The 22,933-nt window shown below is 66.8% G+C and carries 13 protein-coding genes and 1 other RNA gene; 4 read left to right on the top strand and 10 right to left on the bottom strand.

All coding sequences use genetic code 11. The annotated features are described in order from the left end of the window. Window positions 1-176 precede the first annotated feature (176 nt). The 5 genes from A7D17_RS21745 to cysD all read right to left on the bottom strand — a co-directional run bounded on the left by A7D17_RS21745 (window position 177) and on the right by cysD (window position 10,426). The gene (locus A7D17_RS21745) at window positions 177-2,852 is read right to left on the bottom strand and encodes a M1 family metallopeptidase (protein ID WP_064511116.1); all 2,676 of its coding nucleotides are present in this window, start codon (window positions 2,850-2,852) and stop codon (window positions 177-179) included. A 243-nt stretch (window positions 2,853-3,095) separates the two neighbouring features. After that, a complete protein-coding gene (locus A7D17_RS21740; RefSeq protein ID WP_064511028.1) occupies window positions 3,096-6,221 on the bottom strand; it encodes an efflux RND transporter permease subunit in 3,126 nt (1,041 codons plus the stop codon). Next, window positions 6,218-7,285, bottom strand: a complete 1,068-nt coding sequence (locus tag A7D17_RS21735; protein WP_064511027.1) for an efflux RND transporter periplasmic adaptor subunit — start codon at window positions 7,283-7,285, stop codon at window positions 6,218-6,220. The genes A7D17_RS21740 and A7D17_RS21735 overlap by 4 nt, the downstream gene beginning before the upstream one ends. 256 nt (window positions 7,286-7,541) lie before the next feature. Next, window positions 7,542-9,500: a sulfate adenylyltransferase subunit CysN gene (gene cysN, locus A7D17_RS21730; RefSeq protein ID WP_425479656.1), complete on the bottom strand. Its 1,959-nt coding sequence runs from the start codon at window positions 9,498-9,500 to the stop codon at window positions 7,542-7,544. Between the two features lie 17 nt (window positions 9,501-9,517). Continuing rightward, window positions 9,518-10,426, bottom strand: coding sequence for a sulfate adenylyltransferase subunit CysD (gene cysD, locus A7D17_RS21725; RefSeq protein WP_064511025.1), 909 nt, complete (start codon window positions 10,424-10,426; stop codon window positions 9,518-9,520). A 178-nt stretch (window positions 10,427-10,604) separates the two neighbouring features. On the opposite strand from cysD, the gene A7D17_RS21720 reads away from it, so the two are divergent. From A7D17_RS21720 to A7D17_RS21710, 3 genes are all read left to right on the top strand, one after another. Beyond that, entirely contained in the window at window positions 10,605-12,452 is a 1,848-nt protein-coding gene (locus A7D17_RS21720; RefSeq protein WP_064511024.1) for an assimilatory sulfite reductase (NADPH) flavoprotein subunit, read from the top strand. A gap of 107 nt (window positions 12,453-12,559) precedes the next feature. Beyond that, on the top strand, window positions 12,560-14,278 hold the full coding sequence (cysI, locus tag A7D17_RS21715) for an assimilatory sulfite reductase (NADPH) hemoprotein subunit (protein ID WP_064511023.1): 1,719 nt from the start codon (window positions 12,560-12,562) through the stop codon (window positions 14,276-14,278). Then, on the top strand, window positions 14,275-15,000 hold the full coding sequence (locus A7D17_RS21710; RefSeq protein WP_064511022.1) for a phosphoadenylyl-sulfate reductase: 726 nt from the start codon (window positions 14,275-14,277) through the stop codon (window positions 14,998-15,000). Before cysI ends, A7D17_RS21710 begins: the two co-directional genes overlap by 4 nt. Before the next feature lie 267 nt (window positions 15,001-15,267). Here A7D17_RS21710 and A7D17_RS21705 read toward each other — a convergent pair whose 3' ends face one another. From A7D17_RS21705 to A7D17_RS21690, 4 genes are all read right to left on the bottom strand, one after another. Beyond that, window positions 15,268-17,028: a PepSY-associated TM helix domain-containing protein gene (locus tag A7D17_RS21705; protein WP_064511021.1), complete on the bottom strand. Its 1,761-nt coding sequence runs from the start codon at window positions 17,026-17,028 to the stop codon at window positions 15,268-15,270. Beyond that, complete coding sequence (locus tag A7D17_RS21700) at window positions 17,028-19,031, bottom strand: TonB-dependent receptor (RefSeq protein WP_064511020.1); 2,004 nt, start codon at window positions 19,029-19,031, stop codon at window positions 17,028-17,030. Before A7D17_RS21700 ends, A7D17_RS21705 begins: the two co-directional genes overlap by 1 nt. A gap of 61 nt (window positions 19,032-19,092) precedes the next feature. After that, window positions 19,093-19,168, bottom strand: a non-coding RNA gene (locus tag A7D17_RS21695) — sX9 sRNA. Window positions 19,169-19,367: 199 nt separating this feature from the next. Beyond that, the gene (locus A7D17_RS21690) at window positions 19,368-19,802 is read right to left on the bottom strand and encodes a DUF2946 family protein (protein WP_064511019.1); all 435 of its coding nucleotides are present in this window, start codon (window positions 19,800-19,802) and stop codon (window positions 19,368-19,370) included. A gap of 658 nt (window positions 19,803-20,460) precedes the next feature. On the opposite strand from A7D17_RS21690, the gene A7D17_RS21685 reads away from it, so the two are divergent. Continuing rightward, a complete protein-coding gene (locus A7D17_RS21685) occupies window positions 20,461-21,657 on the top strand; it encodes a sensor histidine kinase (protein WP_064511018.1) in 1,197 nt (398 codons plus the stop codon). A gap of 1,037 nt (window positions 21,658-22,694) precedes the next feature. Here A7D17_RS21685 and A7D17_RS21680 read toward each other — a convergent pair. Continuing rightward, window positions 22,695-22,933, bottom strand: a 239-nt coding sequence (locus tag A7D17_RS21680) for an integrase core domain-containing protein (RefSeq protein WP_153042019.1), incomplete at its 5' end; no start/stop codon positions are given.

Raw genomic sequence — 22,933 nt, 5'->3', positions numbered from 1 at the left:
CGCCAGTGGCGTCCCCTGTGCGGCAACGCCCCTGGTGTGCGGCCGCCTGGCCAAGACCGGATCCACGTCGCGCGTGAGCGTGGGATGCGAACGCTGCATCCAGCTCCGGCGTGTGCGCGTGGCACATGCCGGTTCGTGCACCGATCGCGTCCCGCGCGGCCGCGTTGTGTGGCGCCTTAGCGTTTGGCAGTCTGTGCCTGTTGGAGCGCGGCGCACAGGCGAATGCTCTCGCCGGTCTGGGCCAGGCCGCGATCGGCACCGCTGAGGCTGGCCAGACGCGGCTTGAAGAACGCCTCCAGGCGGTCGGCCTCTTCGCTGCTGCAGCCACCGCTCGCGCCCAATGCCGGCAAGCCGCCACCATCGAACGAACCGCTGCGCTGCACGATGCGGTCGAAGTTGGCGGTGAACCACGGCCACATCGATGCATGCGATGCCTGCTCGGCATGGCCGCGGCGCAGCAGGCTCTTCATCTCGCCGACCTTGATTGCATCGGTGAGCGCAAAATCCCGCACCTGCTTGAGCAGCGCCGGATCCTGCACCGTGCCCAGCCCGTCGATCATCGCGTTGCGCTGCGCCGGGTCGGCATGCGTGCGCAATGCCGCGATCAAGGCATCCACCGCGGCTGCACCACGTTCCTGCACGGTCACCGCCAGTGCGTCGCCGAGCAGATCGGGATTGGCTGCAGAAAAATCCAGCGCGCCGTTGCCGCCGGCCAGCACCGCATCGCCCTGGGCGAGCAAGGCCTTGCGCACTTCGGGATTGCGCAGGCGCAAGCCGAACAGGCTGGCCAGGGAGCTCCGCAACGCGACCTCGTCAACCGACTCGCCGCTGCGACGCGTGTAACCCAACTGACGCAGGCGCGGCAGGTAGGCCTGCTCGGCGACCTTGCGCAATGCGCCGCGTTGCGCCTCGGTGCTGGCCTGGTACTGCCAGATCCACACGAAGCGGTCCACCAGCGCGGTGGACACATCGGCCGACGTCGACGGCGCCAGCTGCTTGATCGCTGCCAGCACCGCATCGCTGTCGGCATCGCCATGGCGGTAGGCCGCATCGATCGCATCGGCATAGGCGAGCTTCTCGCTGTCATCGAGCTGGTCGATCTGCTTGCCCAGTGCGGCCAGCTGCTTCTTCGGCAGGCTGAAACGGTAGTAGCCGGCACCACGCGCGTTCGGGAACACCCAGGTGTTCTTGCCGGCCCCTTCCAGCACGATGCTGCCGCTGGCGCTATCCAGCAGCTGGCAGGCAGTACCGACCTGGTTTTTGCCCTTGCCGTACTTCACGCACACCGGCACGCCCCATTGCTGCGCGGTCGATCCGGTCGAGCCCAGCGGCAGATACCGCTGCTGCTGCAGGTTGACCACGGTCTTGCCACCGGCGCGGGCCACCTGGGTCTGCAGGTACGGCACGCCCGGCTGGTCGAGGAAACTGCGGAAAGCTGCCTTGAACGCATCATCCTTGCCGGCTGCTTCGGCGATCGCATCAACCAGATCGTCGGCAGTGGCATTGGCGAACTTGTGCTTGGCGATATAGGCCCGCATGCCCTCGCGGAACACCTCTTCGCCGACAAAGGCTTCGAACATCGCCAGCACCGCCGCACCCTTCTGGTAGGTGATGCCGTCGAAGGCGGTTTCGATATCGCCATTGCCGGTGATCGGCTGGCGGATCTTGCGTGCGCTGACCAGGCTGTCGTTGTTCATCGCATACTGCGCGCCGCCGATGCGATCCAGGTTGGCGTGATACTCCGGATGCAGCTGCATGGTGATCTTCTGCTGCATCCAGGTGGCGAAGGCCTCGTTGAGCCACAGGTCGTCCCACCACGCCATGGTCACGGTATCGCCGGTCCATTGGTGCGCCAGCTCATGCGCGTTGGTGTTGAAGGAGCGCTGCACGTTCACTGCCGGCGAGTCCTTGTCCAGCAACAGCAGCCAATCGCGGAAGGTCACAAAGCCCGGGTTCTCCATCGCGCCGGCGCTGAAATCCGGAGCGGCCACCAGATCGAGCTTGTCGAACGGATAGCCGAATGCGTAGTAATCCTCCAGCGCGGCGATGATCGCCGGGGTCTGGTCGAGTGCGGGGGTGATGCGCGGCCCCTGCCCCTTGGCGGCGATGCCGCGCAACGGCGTGGCCGCGGGCCGCTGCGGCGTGGCCGGCATTGCAGGCACATCCACCACATCCCACGGACCAGCCGCATATGCCACCAGATAGGTAGGCAACGGCACGGTGGGCGCGAAGGTCACTGTCTTCCACCCCTTGCCAGCCGGCTTGGTCGAGGTGGCGATGGTATTGGCCAGCGCCTGGTCGTCCTTGGGCACGGTCAGGCTGATGTCGAACGGCGTCTTGAATGCCGGCTCATCAAACCCGGGAAATGCGTAGCGCGCGCTGATCGGTTCCATCTGCGTCATCGCATAGGCATTGCCCTGGTACTTCACCTGATACAGGCCCTGCAGCTGCTGATTGAGCGGCGCGCTGTAGGTGATGTCCAAGGTGATGGTCTGTGGCTTGAGCGTGCGACCGAAATCCAGGCGCACCACACCGGCCTGCGCATCGGCCTGCACATAGCGCGCGGTCAGCGCCTTGCCCTTGCCGGGCTTGACCGTGGCCTTGCTGACCTTCAGCTCCTTGCCGTGCAACCACACGTGGTCGGAGGCCTGCTTGAGCTGCACGCGAATGGTGGTGCGGCCGCTGAACTGCGCCTGGTCCGGGTCGATCTTCAGCGCCAGGCTGTAGCGCTCGGGCACCGCCCACGTCGGCAGACGGCCATTGGGCACCGGCTCGCCGGAGGATTGCGCCAGCGCCGTGCCGCAGCACAACGCAAGAAGGGAAGGAGCAAGCAGGCAGGCAAGACGGCGCATCGGCATTTCCGGTCAGGGTAACCGCCGAAGTCCACCACAGCCGGCGGTGACTGTCATGTGACCTTCGTCATTGCGTGGACCAGGCAGCGCTCCGGCACGGGTAGTCAGACCAGGGGCGACGGTTTCACGCAGCGATCTCGACCGGCGGCGCCACCGCACAAGCGCAGTCAACGCTCTACGGCATGCCGCGCGGCCACCTCGCAGACATTTCAACCACCCGGCTCGCGCGCCGGCTGGCAGGCGCTAGGCGTGCCCGCCCACCGATGGGGTTCTTGCCTCCAGCGCGTCCAATTCACGGGCCAGTGCTTCCGGCGACTTGGTGTACGGGGCGATCAGGTTGTAGAACGCCGGCACCACGTACAACGACAGCAGCGTGGACAGCGAGACGCCGAAGATCACCACCACGCCGATGGTCGCGCGGCTGGCCGAGCCGGGCCCACCGGCCACCACCAACGGGATCGCGCCGACCACGGTAGCGATGGAGGTCATCAGGATCGGGCGCAGGCGCACCGATGCCGATTCCACGATCGCCGCGTGCACGCTGCGGCCTTCGTCGCGCAGCTGATTGGCGAATTCCACGATCAGGATGCCGTTCTTGGCCGCCAGGCCCACCAGCATCACGATGCCGATCTGGCTGAAGAGATTGAGCGTACCGCCGGTGAGCCACAGGCCGACCAGTGCGCCCAGCACCGCCAACGGCACGGTGAGCATGATCACCAGCGGGTGGGCAAAGCTTTCGAACTGCGCCGCCAGCACCAGGTACACCACCAGCAAGGCCATGCCGAAGGTCAGCAGCACCGCGCTGCCGGATTGCTGGTATTCGCGCGATTCGCCCTTCCAATCCACCTGGGCGTATTCGGGCAGCTCTTCGCGCGCGGTCTGCTGCGCCCAGGCGATGGCTTCGCCCAGCGGGTAGCCCGGCGCCAGGCCAGCCGTAATGGTGATCGCGCGCAGGCGATTGAAGCGGTTCAAGGTGCCGGCTTCGGCCACTTCGCTCAAGCTCACCAGGTTGGACAGCGGAATCAGTTCGCCGCGAATGGAGCGCACGCGGATGGCGGTGAGGTCTTCCGGCGACATGCGGCCTTCGCGCCCGGCCTGCAGCATCACGTCGTATTCCTCGCCGTTGTCGACGAAGGTGGTGACGCGGCGCGAGCCCATCATGGCCTCCAGCGCGCCACCGATCGCGGTGACCGGCACACCCAAGTCGGCCGCACGCAGACGGTCGATATTGACGCGCATCTGCGGGCGGGTTTCCTTGTAATCCGAGTCGGGGCCGACCAGGCCGGGATTGGATTCCATGCGCTGCAAAATGCGATCGCGCCATTGCGCGATTTCCGCATAATCCGGCCCGCCCAGCACCAGCTGGAACGGCTGGCCGCGGCTACGCACCAGCCCACCGCTGACCTGCGTGCGCGCACGCACGCCACTGAGCACATTGAGTTTTTGTTGCAGCTCATCGGCCACTTCGGTGGTCGGGCGGGTGCGCTTTTCCCAGTCCTGCAGAAATACGCTGACACGGCCGGTATGCATCTCCTCGCTGCTGCCGAAGCCGCCAGGCACGCGCGGGTTGGCGCGCACGATGGGTTTATCCGGGCCGACGTAGGGGCGCAGGATGTCTTCGACCTGATGCATCTGCCCCACGGTGTAATCGAACCCGGCGCCTTCGGGCCCGTCGATCATGATCTGGAAATTGCCGCGGTCTTCGGCCGGTGCCAGCTCGGAGGGGATGCGGCCCATCAGCCATGCACTGGCGCCCAGTGCCAGCAGCATCAGCAACGCAAACACCCAGGTGCGTTGCACGTGGCGCTCCAGCGAGCGGCCGTACGCACCGGACACTGCCTGCATGCGCCCATCGAACCATTGGTGGAAGCGATTGGGCTTGGCCTGCGCGTGCGAACGCAGCAACTTTGACGACATCATCGGCGTCAGCGTCAGCGCCACGAAGGCCGAGATCGCCACCGCCGCCGCCAGCGCCACTGCCAGCTCGCGGAACAGCCGCCCGGTGTTGCCTTCCAGAAATCCCACCGGCAGGAACACCGCGACCAGCACCGCCGTGGTCGCAATCACCGCGAAGGCGACCTGTGCGGTGCCGCGTTTGGCGGCCACCAGCGGCGGCTCGCCCAGGTCGATGCGGCGCTGGATGTTTTCCACCACCACGATGGCATCGTCCACCACCAGGCCGATACACAGCACCAATGCCAACAAGGTGAGCAGGTTGATCGAGAAATCGAAGGCATACAGCGCGATGAACGCGGCAATCAGGCACACCGGCACTGTCACCGCCGGAATCAAGGCGGCGCGTGCGCTACCCAGGAACACCCAGATCACCACCAACACCAGCACCACCGCCTCGATCAGCGTGTGGTAGACGCGCTCCACCGCCGCGTCGATGAAGGTGGTGGTGTCGAAGGCGACGAAGATATTGGTGCCCTGCGGCAGCGACTTCTGCACTTCTTCGGCTTGCGCGCGTGCCTCGCGCGCCACGTCCAGCGCATTGGCGGTGGAGTTGCGCACGATACCCAGGCCCACGTTGGGCACGCCGTTGCTCTGGAAATACGCGCGCCGCTCGGCCGAGGTGAGTTCCACCTTGGCCACGTCGCCCAGCCGCACGACGTAGCCATCGTCGCCCTTGCTCAGCGGCAACTTGGCAAAATCTTCCGGCTTGAGATAACTGCGCTCCACCCGCAGGGTGAAGTCGCGCTGCGCCGACTCGATGCTGCCGGCCGGCAATTCCACGTTCTCGTTCTGCAGCGCGGCTTCCACGTCGGCAACGGTGAGCGCGCGCGCGGCCAGTTGGTCGCGGTCCAGCCAGATGCGCATCGCATAGCGCTGGCGTCCGCCGATGCGCACCTGCGCCACGCCATCCAGGCTGGAGAAACGATCCACCACATAGCGCTCGGCATAGTCGGACAGCTGCAGCGTGTCCATCGTGCTGGAGCTCATGTTGAGCCACAGGATGGGGTCGGCGTCGGCCTCGACCTTGGAAATCTCCGGCGGGCGCGCCTGGTCGGGCATGCGGTCGGAGACGCGGCTGACCGCATCGCGCACGTCGTTGGCAGCCGCTTCCACATCGCGCGACTGCGCGAATTCAATACTGATGTCCGAAGAACCATTGCGGCTGCGCGCCTCGATGGTCTCGATGCCCTCGATGCCGGCCAGCGCGTCCTCCAGCACCTGGGTGATGCGGCTCTCCACCACTGCGGCCGAGGCGCCGGTGTATTCCACGTCCACCGAAACGATGGGTGGGTCGATCGCCGGCAGTTCGCGCAAGGTGAGCCGGGTGAACGACATCACCCCCAGCACGATCAACAACAGGCTCATGACCACCGCCATCACCGGGCGGGTAATGGACAGGTCGGAGAGTTTCATCGTGCAGCCTGCGGGGTAGCCCGCGCCGGTGCCGGCTGGTCGGCGACCTTCAGGCCGGGCCGCAGCTTGCCGGTGCCATCCACCACGATGCGCTCACCGGCCTTGAGGCCTTCGAGGATTTCCACCTTGCCATCGCGTCGCTCGCCCAGGCGCACGTCGGCGCGCTCCACGCTGCTGTCGGGCTTGACCCGGAACACATAGGACTCGCGCCCCACCTGCACCACCGCGATCTCCGGAATCACCACCGCCTGCCGCGCCGGCTGGAACAGCCGCACATCCAGCAGCATGCCCGGACGCAGCCGGCGATCGTCGTTGGGGAAATCCGCCCGCACCGTGACCGAACGCGTGGTCTCGTCGATCCGCGAATCGATCGCCGCCACCTCGCCTTCGAAACGCGCCCCCGGATACGCCGCGGCAGTGCCGTTGACGGTATTGCCAAGCTGCACCAGGCCGAATTGCGATTCCGGGACCTGGAAATCCACGTACATGCGCGCCACATCGTCCAGCGTGGCGATCACCGTGCTGGATGTGATCAACGAGCCCGGGCTGATCTGGCGGATGCCCAGCACGCCGGAAAATGGCGCGCGCACCTCGCGGTCGGTGATTTCCGCACGCATCTGCTGCACGCGCGCCTGCGCGGCATCGCGCAACGCGCGCTGGGTATCGACCGTGGACTTGGCCACCAGCTGCTGGCCCACCAGGCTCAACTGGCGCCGGTACAGCTGGTCGGTTTCCTCGAAGGTGGCCTGTGCGGCGGTCAGCGCGGCCTGCTGCGAATTGCCACGCAAGCGCAGCAGCAGCTGCCCGGCCTTGACCTCATCGCCGCTATCAAAATAGACCTGCTCGACCACATCGCTGACCGCGGCGGTCAGCGCCACCGACTCGCGCGCACGCACGGTGGCGATGGACTGCACGGTGGAGTTCCAGGGTTGCACTGCTACCGGCTGCACCACCACCGGGATGGGCTTGGCCACCGCCGGCGCACTCGCCTGACGGGAACAACCGGACAGCCATACGGCCAACAGAAGCGCAACGCAGACACGCGCGCTGGGCAGAACAAGCATCAGAACATCCTGGCGGGGTACGGCGAAAGTTTACCGACCTCGCCGCCATGAATTGCCGGAAAGGGCGCGCTTTGCACCATGACCAACGACCCTTGTCGCCGGCGTCACGATGCGCTGTCGAGCGTGACGCAGAACGCACTGCCTGCAGCGGCAAGCGAGCCCAAGCGGGCATCACAAACCCGGCGCACCGGGGTGCCCATGGATCGCGTGCCGCCTGTCCTGCCTGCCACTGCCCGCTGTGCCGCCTGCATCGCGCTCAGCGCTCCAGCCCGAGATACCCCAGCACCTGGCGCGCCAGCGCCTCTACATTCTCACCGTCGGCGTGAAGATGGATCTCCGGCGTCTCCGGCGGCTCGTAGGGCGAGTCGATGCCGGTGAAATTGGGAATCTGCCCGGCGCGGGCCTTGCGGTATAACCCCTTCACATCGCGCGCCTCGGCCACCGCCAGCGGCACATCGACGAACACCTCGACGAACTCGCCCACCTCGAAGCGTTCGCGTGCCAGTTGGCGCTCGGCGCGGAACGGCGAGATGAAGCTGACCAGCACGATCAGCCCGGCATCGGCCATCAGCCGCGCCACCTCGGCCACGCGGCGGATGTTTTCCACGCGACCTTCGTCGGTGAAGCCCAGATCGCGGTTGAGCCCGTGGCGCACGTTGTCGCCGTCCAGGATGAAGGTGTGATAGCCCAGCGCATGCAGGCGCTTGTCGACCAGATTGGCCACGGTGGATTTGCCGGCACCGGACAGGCCGGTGAACCACAGCACGCGCGGCGTCTGCCCCTTGATGCGTGCCCGCGCACTGCGGTCCACATCCAGATGCTGCCAGTGCACGTTGCCGGCACGGCGCAGCGCGAATTCCAGCGTACCGGCGGCCACGGTGGCATGGGTCTGCCGGTCGATCAGGATGAAGCCGCCCAGCACACGGTCGCGCGCATACGGCGCGAATGCAATAGGTTCGTCCAGCGACAGATTGCAGTAGCCCACCTCATTGAGCTCCAGCCGCTTGGCGGCCAGGCGCTCCTGGGTATTCACATCGACCTTGTGCTTGATCTCGCTGATGCTCGCGGTGACCGTGCGTGCGCCGATCTTCAGCCAGTACGGGCGCCCCGGCAGCAGCGCGGCATCGTCCATCCACAACAGATGCGCGGCGAACTGGTCGGCCACTTCGGGCGGATCATCGATGCCGGCGATGATGTCGCCGCGGCTGATATCGATCTCGTCGGACAAGGTCAGCGTCACTGCCTGACCGGCACGTGCGCCGTCCACCGCGCCATTGGCATCGAGCACGCTGGCTACCTGCGAGCGCCGCCCGGATGGCACCACCACCACCGCATCGCCTACCCGTACCTGCCCGGCCGCGATGGTGCCGGCGTAGCCGCGAAACTGCGAATTGGGCCGGTTGACCCATTGCACCGGCAGACGCAGGCCGCCGGCGTCCTCCGGCGACGCCAGTTGCACACTCTCCAGATGCTGCAGCAGATGCGGCCCCTGGTACCACGGCATGCGGGTGGACGGGGCGGACAGGTTTTCGCCGGCCAGCGCCGACAACGGGATGCAGTGCACATCGGCGATGCCCAGCTGTGCGGCCAGTGCGCGGTAGCCCTCGGCGATGTCGGCGAACACCTGCGCGTCGTAGTCCACCAGATCCATCTTGTTGACCGCCAGCACCACGTGGCCGATACCCAGCAGCGACACGATGTAGCTGTGCCGGCGGGTCTGGGTCAGCAGCCCCTTGCGTGCATCCACCAGCACCACCGCCACATCGGCGGTGGACGCACCGGTGGCCATGTTGCGGGTGTACTGCTCATGGCCGGGGCAATCGGCCACGATGAACTTGCGCCGGTCGGTATCGAAATAGCGGTAGGCCACATCGATGGTGATGCCCTGCTCGCGCTCGGCCGCCAGCCCGTCCATCAGCAAGGCGTAATCGATGCCCTCGCCCTGGGTGCCATGGCGGCGGCTATCGCTTTCCAGCGCTGCCAATTGATCGTCGAACAAGCGCTTGCTGTCGTACAGCAACCGCCCGATCAATGTGCTCTTGCCATCGTCCACGCTGCCGCAGGTGATGAAGCGCAGCAGCGGCTTGGCTTCGTGCTGTTGGAGGTAGGCGCTGATCGCGCCGGGAATCGGGAGTGGGGAATCGGGAATCGCAAAGGCGCCCTCTTCCCTCGTCGCGTTCGCAGCCAGCTGCTGTTGCGATTCCCCATTCCCCATTCCCGAATCACTGCCCATCAGAAATACCCCTCAAGCTTTTTCTGTTCCATCGAGGCGCCCGGCGCATGATCGATCATGCGGCCCTGGCGCTCGGAGCTGGTGCTGACCAGCATTTCGGCGATCACCGCTTCCAGCGTGTCGGCGGTGGAGTCGATCGCGCCGGTGAGCGGGTAGCAGCCCAGCGTGCGGAAGCGTATCGAGCGCAGCTGCGGGGTTTCGCCAGGGTGCAGCGGCAGGCGTGCGTCGTCGACCATGATCCAGGCGCCGTCGCGCGCCACGACCGGGCGCGGTGCAGCGAAATACAGCGGCACTACCGGGATTTTCTCGCGGTAGATGTACAGCCAGATATCCAGCTCGGTCCAGTTGGACAGCGGGAACACGCGCACGCTTTCGCCGGGGCTGGTGCGTGCGTTGTACAGATTCCACAGCTCCGGACGCTGGTTCTTCGGGTCCCAGCGATGGCGCGCATTGCGAAACGAGAACACCCGCTCCTTGGCGCGCGACTTCTCCTCGTCGCGCCGCGCCCCGCCGATCGCCGCATCGAAGCGGCCCTGCTCCAGCGCCTGCTTGAGCCCCTGGGTCTTCATGATGTCGGTGTGCACCGCGGCACCATGGCTGATCGGGCCGATGTCCTGGGCGATGCCGTCGGGGTTGATGTGCACGCGCAGGTCCACACCGGTTTCGGTGGCGCGGCGATCGCGGAAGGCGATCATCTCGCGGAACTTCCAGCGCGTGTCCACATGCAGCAGCGGAATCGGCGGCGGCGACGGCGCGAATGCCTTGAGCAGCAGATGCAGCAGGACCGAGCTGTCCTTGCCGACCGAATACAGCATCACCGGCGCCCGGAATTCGGCGGCGACTTCGCGCAGGATGTGGATGCTTTCGGCTTCGAGCCGGTCGAGGTGGGACAGCGGCAGCAGGGTCATCGGGATGTCGTCGGCATCGGTGGCGGGCCATCCGATGGTAGGGCAAGGCGCTGCAGTGTGTGCCGGGCTTATGCCGGCCCGAAATAAGCGGCCGGCATAACGCGATAACGGCTGCTCCTTTCTGGTGACTGCAACGTTTCCCTAACATCGTCGGTCTCATCCAAGCCCCCGGACCCGAATGACTGCCGCCAGCTCCGCGCTACCGCCCAGCCCCTTGCCCGACGAGCGCAAGGCGCTGCTGGAACGGTTGGTGGACGGTCTGGATGCCGCGTCGTTGTGGTGGCTGTCCGGCTATACCGCCGGGCTGGCCCAGGGCCAGCCGCCGCGCGCGCTGGCGGTGCTGCCGGGCGGGCAGTCGCAGGCAGTGGCGCAGGACAGCCAGCGCCTGACCGTGCTGTACGGCAGCCAGACCGGCAACGCGCGCCGGCAGGCCGAACACCTGGCCGCCGACGCCGAGGCCGCGGGCCTGCACGTGCGGCTGCTGCGCGCCGATGCCTACCCCACCCGCGAGCTGGCCAGCGAACGCCTGCTGTACGTGGTGGTCAGCACCCAGGGAGAAGGCGACCCGCCGGACGATGCGATCGGCCTGGTGGAATTCCTCACCGGCCGACGCGCGCCCAAGCTGCCCGAGCTCAAGTACGCGGTGCTGGGCCTGGGCGACTCCAGCTATGCGGACTTTTGCGGGATTGCGCGGCGCATCGATGAACGCCTGGCCGAGCTGGGGGCCAGCCGCGTGCAGCCGCGCGGCGAAGCCGACCTGGACATCGACAGCGTAGCCACCCCCTGGCGCACGCAGGCGCTCAGGCACGCACGCGAGCAGCTCAAGAGCGGTCCGCACTCGGCCACGATCACGCCATTGCGCAGCAGCCCCGCCGCGCCGGCCTGGTCGCACCAGCATCCGTTCGGCGCCGAGCTGCTGGCCAACCAGGTCATCAGCGGGCGTGACTTCAAGGGCCCGGGGTTCCGGGTCTATGCGCAACCTGGCAAGCGCGTGCGGCACCTGGAATTCTCGCTGGACGGCAGCGGCCTGAGCTACGAGCCGGGCGATGCATTGGGCATCGTCCACCGCAATCCGCCGGCGCTGGTGGAGCCGCTGCTGCAGGCGGTGCGCCTGGGTGGCGATGCCGCCGTCACGGTTGGCGAGGACACCCTGCCCCTGCGCGACTGGCTGAGCAGCCGGCGCGAACTGACCAAGCTATCGCGGCCCTTTCTTGCCGCACATGCCGAGCGCGCCGGTGCCCACGAGCTGCAGGCGCTGCTCGCCCCGACCCAGACCGCCGGCCTGGCGGCGCTGCTTGCCGATCATCAGGTGATCGACGTGCTGCGCCGCTGGCCGGCGGACTGGGACCATGCCAGCCTGCTGGCCAGCCTGCGCCCGCTCACCCCGCGGCTGTACTCGATCGCCTCCAGTCGCAAGCGTGTGGGCGAGGAGGTGCATCTGGCCGTGGACGAGCTCAACTACCAGGCCCACGGGCATGCGCACCTGGGGTCGGCCAGCGGCTTTCTCGCTGCGCTTGCCGAAGGCGAAACCGCACCGGTCTACATCGAGCCGAACGAACGCTTCCGCGTGCCGGCTGACACCCACCGCGACATCCTGATGATCGGCCCGGGCACCGGCGTGGCGCCGTTCCGCGGCTTCGTTCAGGAACGCGCCGAAACCGGCGCCCGCGGCCGCAACTGGCTGTTCTTCGGCGCCCAGCACTTCAACACCGATTTCCTGTACCAGGCCGAATGGCAGCAGGCCCTGCACCGCGGCGAGCTGCATGCCCTGGACCTGGCGTTCTCGCGCGACCACAGTGAAAAGGTCTATGTGCAGCACCGCCTGCGCGAGCGCGGCGCCGACGTCTACGCCTGGCTGCAAGGCGGTGCGCACGTGTACGTGTGCGGCGCCATCGGCATGGGCAAGGACGTGCACGCCGCACTGCTGGACATCGTCAGCACCCATGGCGCCCTGGATGCGGAAGCGGCTGCGGCCTATCTCACCCAGCTGCAGGTGGAGGGGCGGTATGCACGTGATGTCTATTGAGGCCGGGAATCGGGAATCGGGAATCGGAACAGCCTTCAACTGAAAAATCTCGATAGATCACACCGCCTTTGCGATTCCCCATTCCCGACTCCCGATTCCCGATTCCCATGAGCCACTCTGTCGAAGACATCAAATCCGAAAGTCGCCGTCTGCGCGGATCGCTGCAGCAGAGCCTGGCCGATGCGGTGACCGGGGCGCTGCGCGAGGACGATCAGACGCTGATCAAGTACCACGGCAGCTACCAGCAGGATGATCGCGATATTCGCGACGAGCGGCGCCGGCAAAAGTTGGAGCCGGCGTACCAGTTCATGATCCGTACGCGCACGCCGGGCGGGGTGATTTCGCCTAGCCAGTGGCTGGCGCTGGACGGCATCGCCACGCGCTACGCCAATCATTCGCTGCGCATCACCACCCGCCAGGCGTTCCAGTTTCATGGGGTGATCAAGCGCGAGCTCAAGGCGACCATGCAGGCGATCAATGCCACCTTGATCGACACGCTGGCTGCCTGCGGCGATGTCAATCGCAATGTACAGGTGGCGGCAAACCCGCTGCTGTCGCAGGCGCATGCCACGCTGTATGCCGATGCGGCGCGCGTATCCGAGCACCTGTTGCCCAATACCCGTGCGTACTACGAGATCTGGCTGGACGAAGAACGCGTGTCCGGCTCCGGCAGCGAAGACGAGCCGATCTACGGCGAGCGCTATCTGCCGCGCAAGTTCAAGATCGGCTTCGCTGCACCACCGCTCAACGACGTGGACGTGTTTGCCAACGATCTGGGTTTCATCGCGATCCTGCGTGACGGCGAGCTGCTCGGTTACAACGTCAGTATCGGCGGCGGCATGGGTGCCACCCACGGCGACACCGAGACCTGGCCGCGCGTGGCCAATGTGATCGGCTTCGTGACCCGCGAGCAGTTGCTGGAGATCGCCACCGCGGTGGTCACCACCCAGCGCGACCTGGGCAACCGCGCGGTGCGCAAGCGCGCGCGTTTCAAGTACACCATCGACGACCACGGCCTGGATAGCATCGTCGCCGAGATCCAGCGCCGCGCCGGGTTCGCCCTGCAGCCGGCAAAGCACTTCGCGTTCGACCACAACGGCGACCGCTATGGCTGGGTGGAAGGCGAAGATGGCCGGTGGCACCTGACCTTGTCGCTGCCGGCCGGCCGCATTGCCGACACCGACACCGCTGCACACCTGAGCGGGTTGCGTGCCATTGCAGAGTTGATCGCACAGTTGCAGGTGGGCGAGTTCCGCATGACGCCCAACCAGAATCTGGTGATCGCCGGTGTGCCCGCCAGCGCGCGGGCACACATCGACGCCCTGGTCGCGCAGTACGCGCTGGATGCGGGCAACCACGCTGCCACCGCGCTGGCACGCGGCGCGATGGCCTGCGTGGCGCTGCCCACCTGCGGCCTGGCGATGGCCGAGGCCGAGCGCTATCTGCCGGAGTTCAGTGCGGCCCTGCAGCCGCTGCTGGAACGACACGGCCTGGCCGACACGCCCATCGTGCTGCGTCTGTCCGGCTGCCCGAACGGTTGCTCCCGACCCTACCTGGCCGAGATCGCGCTGGTGGGCAAGGCGCCCGGCCGCTACAACCTGATGCTCGGCGGCGACCGCCGCGGCCAACGCCTCAACACCTTGTATCGCGAAAACATCACCGAAGTGGAGATCCTCGCTGCACTCGAGCCGCTGCTGGCCCGCTATGCGGCCGAACGCGACCAGGCCGGCGACGAAGGCTTCGGCGATTTCCTGCACCGCAGCGGCCTGATCGCGTTGCCGCCCTACCCCACGCACCGTCACCTCGACCTGGAACTGCTCGCATGACCGCGCTGCCCGCTGCATCGAACACCTCTTCGGCACTGGACGATCTGGACACGCTCAACGCGCAGCTGGAGACCCTGCGCGCCGACGAGCGTGTGGCGTGGGCGTTGCAGCACGGGCCGCAGGAGGCTGCGCTGTCGTCCAGTTTCGGTGCGCAATCTGCGGTGACGCTGCACCTGTTGTCCCAGCAGCGCCCGGACATTCCGGTGATCCTGATCGATACCGGCTACCTGTTCCCGGAAACCTACCGCTTTGCCGATGCCTTGACCGACCGGCTCAAGCTCAACCTCAAGGTGTATCGCCCGCTGGTCAGCCGCGCCTGGATGGAGGCCCGTCACGGACGCCTGTGGGAACAGGGCATGGTGGGCATCGATCAGTACAACAATCTGCGCAAGGTCGAGCCGATGCGGCGCGCACTGGACGAGCTCAACGTGGGCACCTGGTTCACCGGCCTGCGCCGCAGCCAGTCCGGCGGCCGTGCGCAGACCCCGATCCTGCAGAAGCGCGGCGACCGCTACAAGGTCAGCCCCATCGCCGACTGGACCGATCGCGACGTGTGGCAATACCTGCAGGCCCACGACCTGCCCTATCACCCGCTGTGGGAGCAGGGCTATGTCTCCATCGGTGATTTCCACACCACCCGCCGTTGGGAGCCGGGCATGCGCGAGGAAGACACGCGCTTTTTCGGGCTGAAGCGCGAATGCGGCATCCACGAAGACATTTGAGCGGAGTGGCGGGCGGCTAACGCGCGCTCAGCACGGTACCGCACGCCCCCTCCATCAGCGCTGCGCCGCGCAGATGCGAAACGGCTATGACTGGCAACGCTGTCGATCAACGCGGCGAGCCATGCGAATGACGCAGCATCTGCCGATGCAGCACGGCAGCCGCGCTTGCTGCCACAGGGTGACTCCAGACCACCGTGTTGACCCCGCAGACTTTCGGACGTTTTGCTGGATTGCGAACGTACGCTGGGGCGCAACCTGTCTCAGGGATCAGGCTGCACCTTCCACCTGCTCCCGCCGGACCCAATACCGATCGAACACCCACATCAGCAAGAACGAGACGCCGACCAGCGGAAACATCAGCCCGCACAGCGCCAGCAACACCAGCATCCCACGCAAGGTGCGCGCATCTGCCGGCAACGGCGGCACGCCCAGCCCACCGCTCGGGCGTCGCTTCCACCACATCACCGCCGCGCTCACGCACAGCAGCACGATGGCCAGGCAGGCCAGCAGCAGGATCAGCTGATTGGCCGTACCGTATTGCTGGCCCAGGTGCACATTGATGCCCCACTCCAGCAGCTTGGCCAGCGGCCCGTAGTCGCGATACGTCATATCCAGCAACACCGCGCCGCTGTACTGGTCGAGATGGATCACCCGCTGACGCTGCAGGTCGGCCGGATACACCGATGCGGTGTACACCCCGCGCACGCCACTCGGTGGCGCCACGCTGTAACCGGGCACGATGCCCAGCCCGTCCAGGCGCACCAGCGCCGCATCCAGGCCGATCGCGCCGTACCCCGGCGCAGCAAGACCACCGGCGCCGCCATGTGCGGCATGCTCGGGATTGTTCGGGTGCGCGTGTTGCGTGAGGTGTTCCGCACCGGCGGCGTCTGATGCGTGCCCTGCGTGCTCCCAGTGATCCGTCTGTACGGCGTGCCCGACATCTTCCGGGCGCTCCATTCGGGCTGCCTGTTCCGCATGTGCTGAAGGCTCGTCGTGGTCCGCTGGCATTGCGTGCGGCAGCTTATCCACCCGCTGCGCCAGCGCTGCGCGCACTCCAGGAAAAACCTCCGACCCAGTATTCCCCCCGGCTGAGCGGGTGCTGGAATCGAGCCCGGCCGCATGCAGCGCACCCGGGTGCCGCCCATCCGCCTGCGCACCGCGCTCCTCGTCATGACCTCCACGCGCTGCGTGCCCAGGCAACACAGACTCCGGTACTCGCGCTTGCCGCAGCGACCACGCGGTGTCGCCGCTGTCGGCGAGCCGCTGCTGCGACATCGGGAGTTGCACGCGCAGTCCGGCGGGATACCCGAAGTCGTGGCCATTGGCCCAGCGATTGACCTGCGCGCCCCAGAGCCACGACCACGGCATGCCGGTCAGCGCCAGGAACAGCAGCACCGCGCCGACGCCCGCACCAGTCACCGCATGCAGGTCACGCCAGAACAGCCGCTGGTTCGGTGCGCCACGCACACTGATCACACCACCGCGTCGCCCACGTGGCCACCACAGATAGGCACCGGTGAGCACTAGCACGATCGCCCAGCCGGCGGCCATTTCGATCAACCCACGTGCCAGCGGCCCGAACACGTCAAGACTGTGCAGCCGGCGGATGGTCCAGGCCAGCGTGCCATGCTCGGGCAGGCTGCCCAGCACGCGCGTGCGGTACGGGTCCACGTACACCACCCGCCGCGCGCCGCGCGCGTCCACCAGCCCGATCTCGGCACTGGCATCGGCCTGCTTCGGCGTGGTGTAGCGAAACAGGCGACCTGGGTAATGGCGCTGGGCCGCATCCACCAGTTGCTGTGCGGCTGCGCGTGCCGGCCCTACCGGCACCACCTTCAGTGCGTGATGCACGCTGCGATCGATTGCTTCCTGGTACAGAAACGCCGCGCCGGTCAGCGCCAGCCAGATGATGAAAGGCAGCACCAACAGGCCTGCGTAGAAATGCCAGCGCCATACCGCGCGATAGAACCGCCAACGCCCGTCCGGAGGCGCCGCGCTGGCTCGGCCAGCGTTGAGAGGTATCTGCATCAGAAACTCCAATCCCAGGACACTGACAGCGCGCGGCCATCGCCCGGCGAGTAGCCGGAGCTGCCGCTGTCGTACCACGCATACACATAGGCGCGATCGGTGACATTGCGCAATTGCACGCTGAGCGCATGACGCGCATCCACATTCCAGCGCGCGCCAAGATTGAGCAAGGCATAGCCACCGGTGCGGCCCAGCGTGTTGCTGCGCTCCAGGAAGTAATCGCCCTGCGCATTGCCCCACATGCTGAGCTGCACGGCCGGCATGACCTGCCACTCCAGCCCGGCGGTGGCCAGCCAGTGCGGCACGTTCTCGATCTCCTTGCCGCGCGTGGCCGGCGCGCTTGGGTCGGGCGTGGCGATGCTGGCCTTTTGCCGTGAATACGACATCCATGCGCGCCAGTGCTCTGCTGGCTGCAGGTTCAACTGCACATCCCAGCCACGCCGCAACGTGCGTCCCACGTTGGCCACATCGCCGATGCCGGGCACGCCATTGACGCCCAGCACGGTCGCCACCTCGCCGGAGGCGCGTTGCTCCCAATACGCCAGCCGCCCATCCAGCATCGCCGACGGGGCAAACTTGAACCCGGCTTCCCAGCCGTCGTTGATCGATGGCCCGAGATTGGCAGGCTGCCGACGGTAGGCGCCGTCGCCGCTACCGATCTGGAAGCTGCGCCCCCAGTTGGCATAGACGCTGCCCTGCTCGCCCACGCGATAGCTGGCACTGAACTTGGGCTGCCTGATGCTGCCGTAGTCATAGGTCGGCGCAGACACGCCGGCCAACACATCGTGCAGCCGGCCATCGACCTGATCGATACGGTAGCCAGGCACCAGTTGCAGACGCGCAGTAGGTTTGAGCACCGCCTGCACATAGACGCCGTGCGTGCGCAGGTCGTAGTCCCAATCGCGCAGTTGCGCGCCGCGCACACGCGCGGCGGTGCGATACCGCTGCTGCCGGTTGTCCTGCCATTGAGCGTCCAGACCGGCTTCCAGGCTGGTGTCCATCACCTCCCAGCCGGGCTGCCAGTTGCCACGCAGCACCACGCCGCGATGGGTTTCGTCGGTATCGCGCTCCTGCTGCAGGCCAGCGGCGGAAAAGCGCACCCAACGCTGGTTGCGGTAGTCGTTCTGATAGGCCTTGGCGCTCCACTGCGCATCCGCACCCAGCACACCATCCACATGCAGTGCGGTCTGCCGCACGCGGCGTTCGCTGCGATCGTCCTGCGCATACGCCGGTGAACTGCGCGGCGCTGCACGGGCGCTGGCCGCATCCAGATACCCCGCCTCCAGCGCGTGGTTGTCGTAGTAGCGCGTGGTCAGCCCGGCCCGGAAAGCGCCATCCGGGTCGGTGTAGAACCACTTGCCGGCGACGCTGCGTTTGCGCGCATCGGCATGCTCGCGATAGCCATCGGAATCGCGCCAGGCCAGCACATAGTTCTGGCTCCAGGCGCCCTGCTCGAAGCCCTTGCCCAGTTGCACCTCGCGCGCGCCGAAGCTGCCGGCGGTGACGCTGAGGCGGCCATCGTTGCCGCCGGTGCGGGTGAGCACATCCACACTGCCGGCGATGGCGTTCAAACCGTACCGCGCATCGTTGGTGCCGCGCACGATCTCGATGGCGCTGATGTCCTGCGGAAACACCGCATCCAGGTACGGCATGCCGCCGGCATTGTCGTTGCTCGGGATGCCGTCGATCAGCAGCTTGACCGCATTGATCCGCCCCTCGCCATTGAAACCGCGGAACGAGAACCGCCCTGCGTCGGTGCCCATGCGGAACTGGGTGACCTGCACGCCGGGCGCACGCATCAGCAGCTCCCAGCTGTAATCCACATGCTGATCGTGCAGCAGCTCGCCGCCGATCACATCCACCGAACTGAGCACCCGCGCCGCACCCGGGAAGCGCTGGGCCTGCTCGCTGACCTGCACCCTGCCCAGTGTCAATGCCGCCTGCTGCGCCTGCAGTTCGCAGGCAGGCCCGTACATCAGCGCCAACGATGGCGCGCACCACAACGTTTTCAACAACCCCCAACGCATGACCAACCCCTTGCCGTTCCGGAACGGCACCGAGAGCGGCTGACAGGACGTCGCGAGCAGTGCTCAGGTAGGCGGGACGGCACGCTCGGAACCGGCGTGTACGCGTGGTACATGCCGATTGCGCGCACCGGCCGCGCCCGCCTGTCGGCTGCGCAGTCGTGGTGTCAGCAGCTCCAAGCGGCGCGCCGCCGCAACACGGCGGGCGCTTGCTTGATTCAAGAAAACGGGCGATTCATCCAGACGCGCACGCACAGGCCGAGGCATCGGCGGCGCAACAGCGGTGGTGAAATGAATGCCCGCGACGGGCGAGAGTCAGGCGTACAGCGGCGGCCCGCGCGCGCCATGCGCTGCCCAGCGCAACACTGCCCGGCGCGGCGTGCCGATGCGTGTGGAGACTGTCGTTGGCCGCAGCTGGAGCAGGCACAGCACCGCCAACGCCAGCCAGGGCAGTAGCCGTGCAGCCAGCACGCAATAGTCGCAGGCTTCGCCATGGCGGTTGGCATCGTGGTCGCCTGGATGCTGGCCAGTCTCTGACGCATGCGCGGCATGATGCGAGGCGTGCGGCGCCGACGGCCCCTGCTGACGCAACAGCGCAGCGGCCAGACTATCGGCCGGCCCGCTGATGCACATCGGCTCCTGCGATGGCGCCTGGTTCCAGCGGCTGATCAGCGGTGCCACCAGCAACAGCAGCACTGCCAGGCAAACCAGCAGATGCATCAGGCGATGGCGACGGAACGAACGCAGCATGGCGGCAGTGTACGCGGCCCGGCACGCACGCCGCGATGCTGGCTCCCCTGCCGCGACCGGATGTCGCACCCTTCGCACGGACCTTGGGGCGGTGCCTTCCTTGGCAACCTGCGCGACCGTCGCCTCGTGCTGCCTGGGCGGGCCGTCGCACTGGCCGACGAAGCGATCCGCCGGTCGCGGGCGGTGGCCGATGAGGGCACCCCGGTGCGAAGTCGTCAGACGCGCGTTTTTCAATCGGCATCGACAAGGGCTAACGGTCTTTTCGCTTACAGACCGATAGTTCTCCCCCAGGCCTGCCACAGACCCGGCGCAACAGGGACCGGCAGCGCGGCGTCGCCACTCATGGCCGGTCGATACGGACAAGCCGCGGCGCTCGACGCATTCCGACGACGGTCCATGCCACCGGCCGAGCCACCACCAGCGCCGTCCCCACGCTGTTGCCAACGTCGGTCCGGGGTCGAGAATCCAGGGTGCATCGGCAAGGAGCGACGCCAGTGCAGCCAGCTGACCGCCGGCACGGCCAGGCGCCCAACGACACGACACCAGCGCGGCCCGGTCCAGGCCGGCAGTCACAGTTCCCGGCCGGTGCGTCGCGCTACACGCCTGCTGCGCACGGTCATGCCCTATGCTTGCGGCTCATCCCATTCACCTTCCGCGCATGAGCACCGTCCTGTCCGATCCAGCGGCTGAGCCACTTCCCTGCGCCCCCAAACCCCCGAGCGAAGCACTCCGCCTTCAGGCGCTGCGCAGCTATGGCGTGCTCGATACGCCGCGCGAGGCGGCGTTCGAAGACATCACCCGGCTTGCCTCGATCATCTGCCAGACCCCGATTGCGCTGATCAGCCTGGTGGACGCCGACCGCCAGTGGTTCAAGAGCGAACTCGGCATGGGCGAGCGCGAGACGCCGCTGTTCAAGTCGATGTGCGCGCATGCGCTGCTCGACAACGATGTGCTGGTGGTGCCGGACACCCGGCAAGACGTCCGCTTTTCGCGCAATCCGCTGGTGACCGGCGAAGCGCCGCTCTACTTCTATGCCGGCGCGCTGCTGAAGACGCCCGACGGCCTGCCGCTGGGCACGGTCTGCGTGCTGGACCGCAAGCCGCGCCAGCTCACCGACGAGCAGGTCGAAGCGCTGCGCGCGCTCGCACGCCAGACCATGGCGCAGCTGGAATTGCGTCGCGCCCTGCTGATCGCCGAAGAATCCGACCGTTACCGCAGCCGCCTGATGGCCATCGCCGGGCACGACCTCAAGACGCCGTTGCGTACCGCGGCCTACGCCATCGACAAGATGCGCCGGCATGCCAACGTCGACTCCATTCCCACCCTGGTGACCGCGCGCGATGCGATCAGCCAGGTCGGGCGCCATCTGGATGAACTGGCCACGCTGGCGGCCGCGAGCAAGGCCGCCATGCCGGACCTGCAGGCGCTGCAGCTGGAAGACGTGCTGCATTCGGTGCTGGGCGTGTGGCGCCAACCGGCCATCGACAAGTGCCTGGCGCTGCGCCACGTGCCCACCTCGCTGCGCGTGCGCAGCCACCCCACCTTGTTGACCACCCTGATCGGCAACCTGGTCGGCAATGCCGTCAAATACACCGAGCGCGGGCGCGTGCTGGTCGGCGTGCGCCGCCGCCCCGGCTATGCGGTGGTGGAAATCATCGACAGTGGCATCGGGCTGAATCTGGAGCAGCCCGAACAGGTGTTCCAGGCCTTCCGCCAGGCCGACCCGCGCAGCGACGGCCTGGGCATCGGCCTGTGGATCGTGCACCGCACTGCCGAGACGCTGGGCTGCGAAGTCAGCGTGCGCCCACGTTCGGAAGGCGGCACCTGCTTCTCGGTGCGGATTCCGCTGGCCTGAGGGCTGGCGATTGATTCGCGCTGTGTGATGCGCGGGAAAGCAACATCCGGGATCAATAGCGGTCTCGGCCCTGTGAGCCGGTTTGCGCCCCCATCCCGCAGGTGCCGCAGCTGACCAAACGTCACGAGCGACAGTCGGTCTGGTGCGAACGATTGGGAGACCCCGTTTTGGACGCGGAATGGGCCAATGCCGTGCAGCGGCTGCCCACCTGACGACCACGCACCCAGTCGTCATTGGCTACTGGCAGGGCCACTGACGGCATCAAGCGTTCTGCCGGTTGGCGTCATCGCCGCCGTGCCCGCTCCTCTGCACTTGTGCAGGCGTGTGGGCGAGCCTGCGGCTGCCGATGGCATGGGGCCGGCACCCGGCACGGCACTGCCTTGCCATGACCCGGGCGCGCGTGCTCACGCAAAAAAAAGGCGGATCCGAGCTCCCGACCCGGATCCGCCGCCAAACACGCCAGGTCTCTCCCCAGGGACCCGGGTGCGCCAGCCGCGCTGTGCGCAGCCTCGCGCAACAGTGATGCGACAGCGCTAGCAACCCCTCGACGACACCCCACTGACCAGACCGGCAAGGCGATGTCTGCTTGGCCGGTCCTGCGTCGTCCACCCCTAGACGTCCGAAAGTGTCGTGTCATGGCTGCTATAAGGGTTTACGACAGCGCCGCGGCCAACTTGATGCATGCCAACGACACCAGCGCAGGCGCCCCTGACACCTGTAGGGAGAATCACTGACAGCGCGCATTTTTGTGTAACGCGTGAGCGCTGTAGTGCATTGATTCAAATCGCCTTTCCTGACAGGAATTTACGATGCAATGCAGCATGGAATCGGGAAACGGGAAACGGGAATCGGGAATCGGGAATCGGGAATCGGGAATCGGGAGTCGGGAGTCGGCAGGCGAAGCTGGAAGCGGAACCAGCAACAAAGCCCGCCACGCCCACGCCCACGCCGCAAAAAAATCAAATTCCCCGCACTTACGATTCCCGATTCCCGATTCCCGATTCCCGATTCCCAATTCCCGAATCCCGATTCCCGAGCTAGTTGTGTAAACCCACCACGTTGTTCATTGGAATTGGAATTCGGGAGATGGGGGGCTTGTAGCCGAGGCTGGCGTGGGGCCGATGCCAGTTGTAGTGATGCAGCCAGCTGTGGAAGGCGTTGGCGCGTTGCGTGGAGTCGGTATAGGAGCGCGCATAGGCCCATTCTCGCAGGCTGGTCTGCACCAGCCGTTCGGCCTTGCCATTGGTGCGCGGCGTGTAGGGTCGGGTTCGCAGAT

It is taken from the genome of Xanthomonas floridensis, assembly GCF_001642575.1.
In the GTDB taxonomy this organism is placed as follows: domain Bacteria; phylum Pseudomonadota; class Gammaproteobacteria; order Xanthomonadales; family Xanthomonadaceae; genus Xanthomonas; species Xanthomonas floridensis.
Note: the sequence above shows the minus strand (reverse complement) of the source record. Positions and strands in the feature narration are given on the sequence as shown.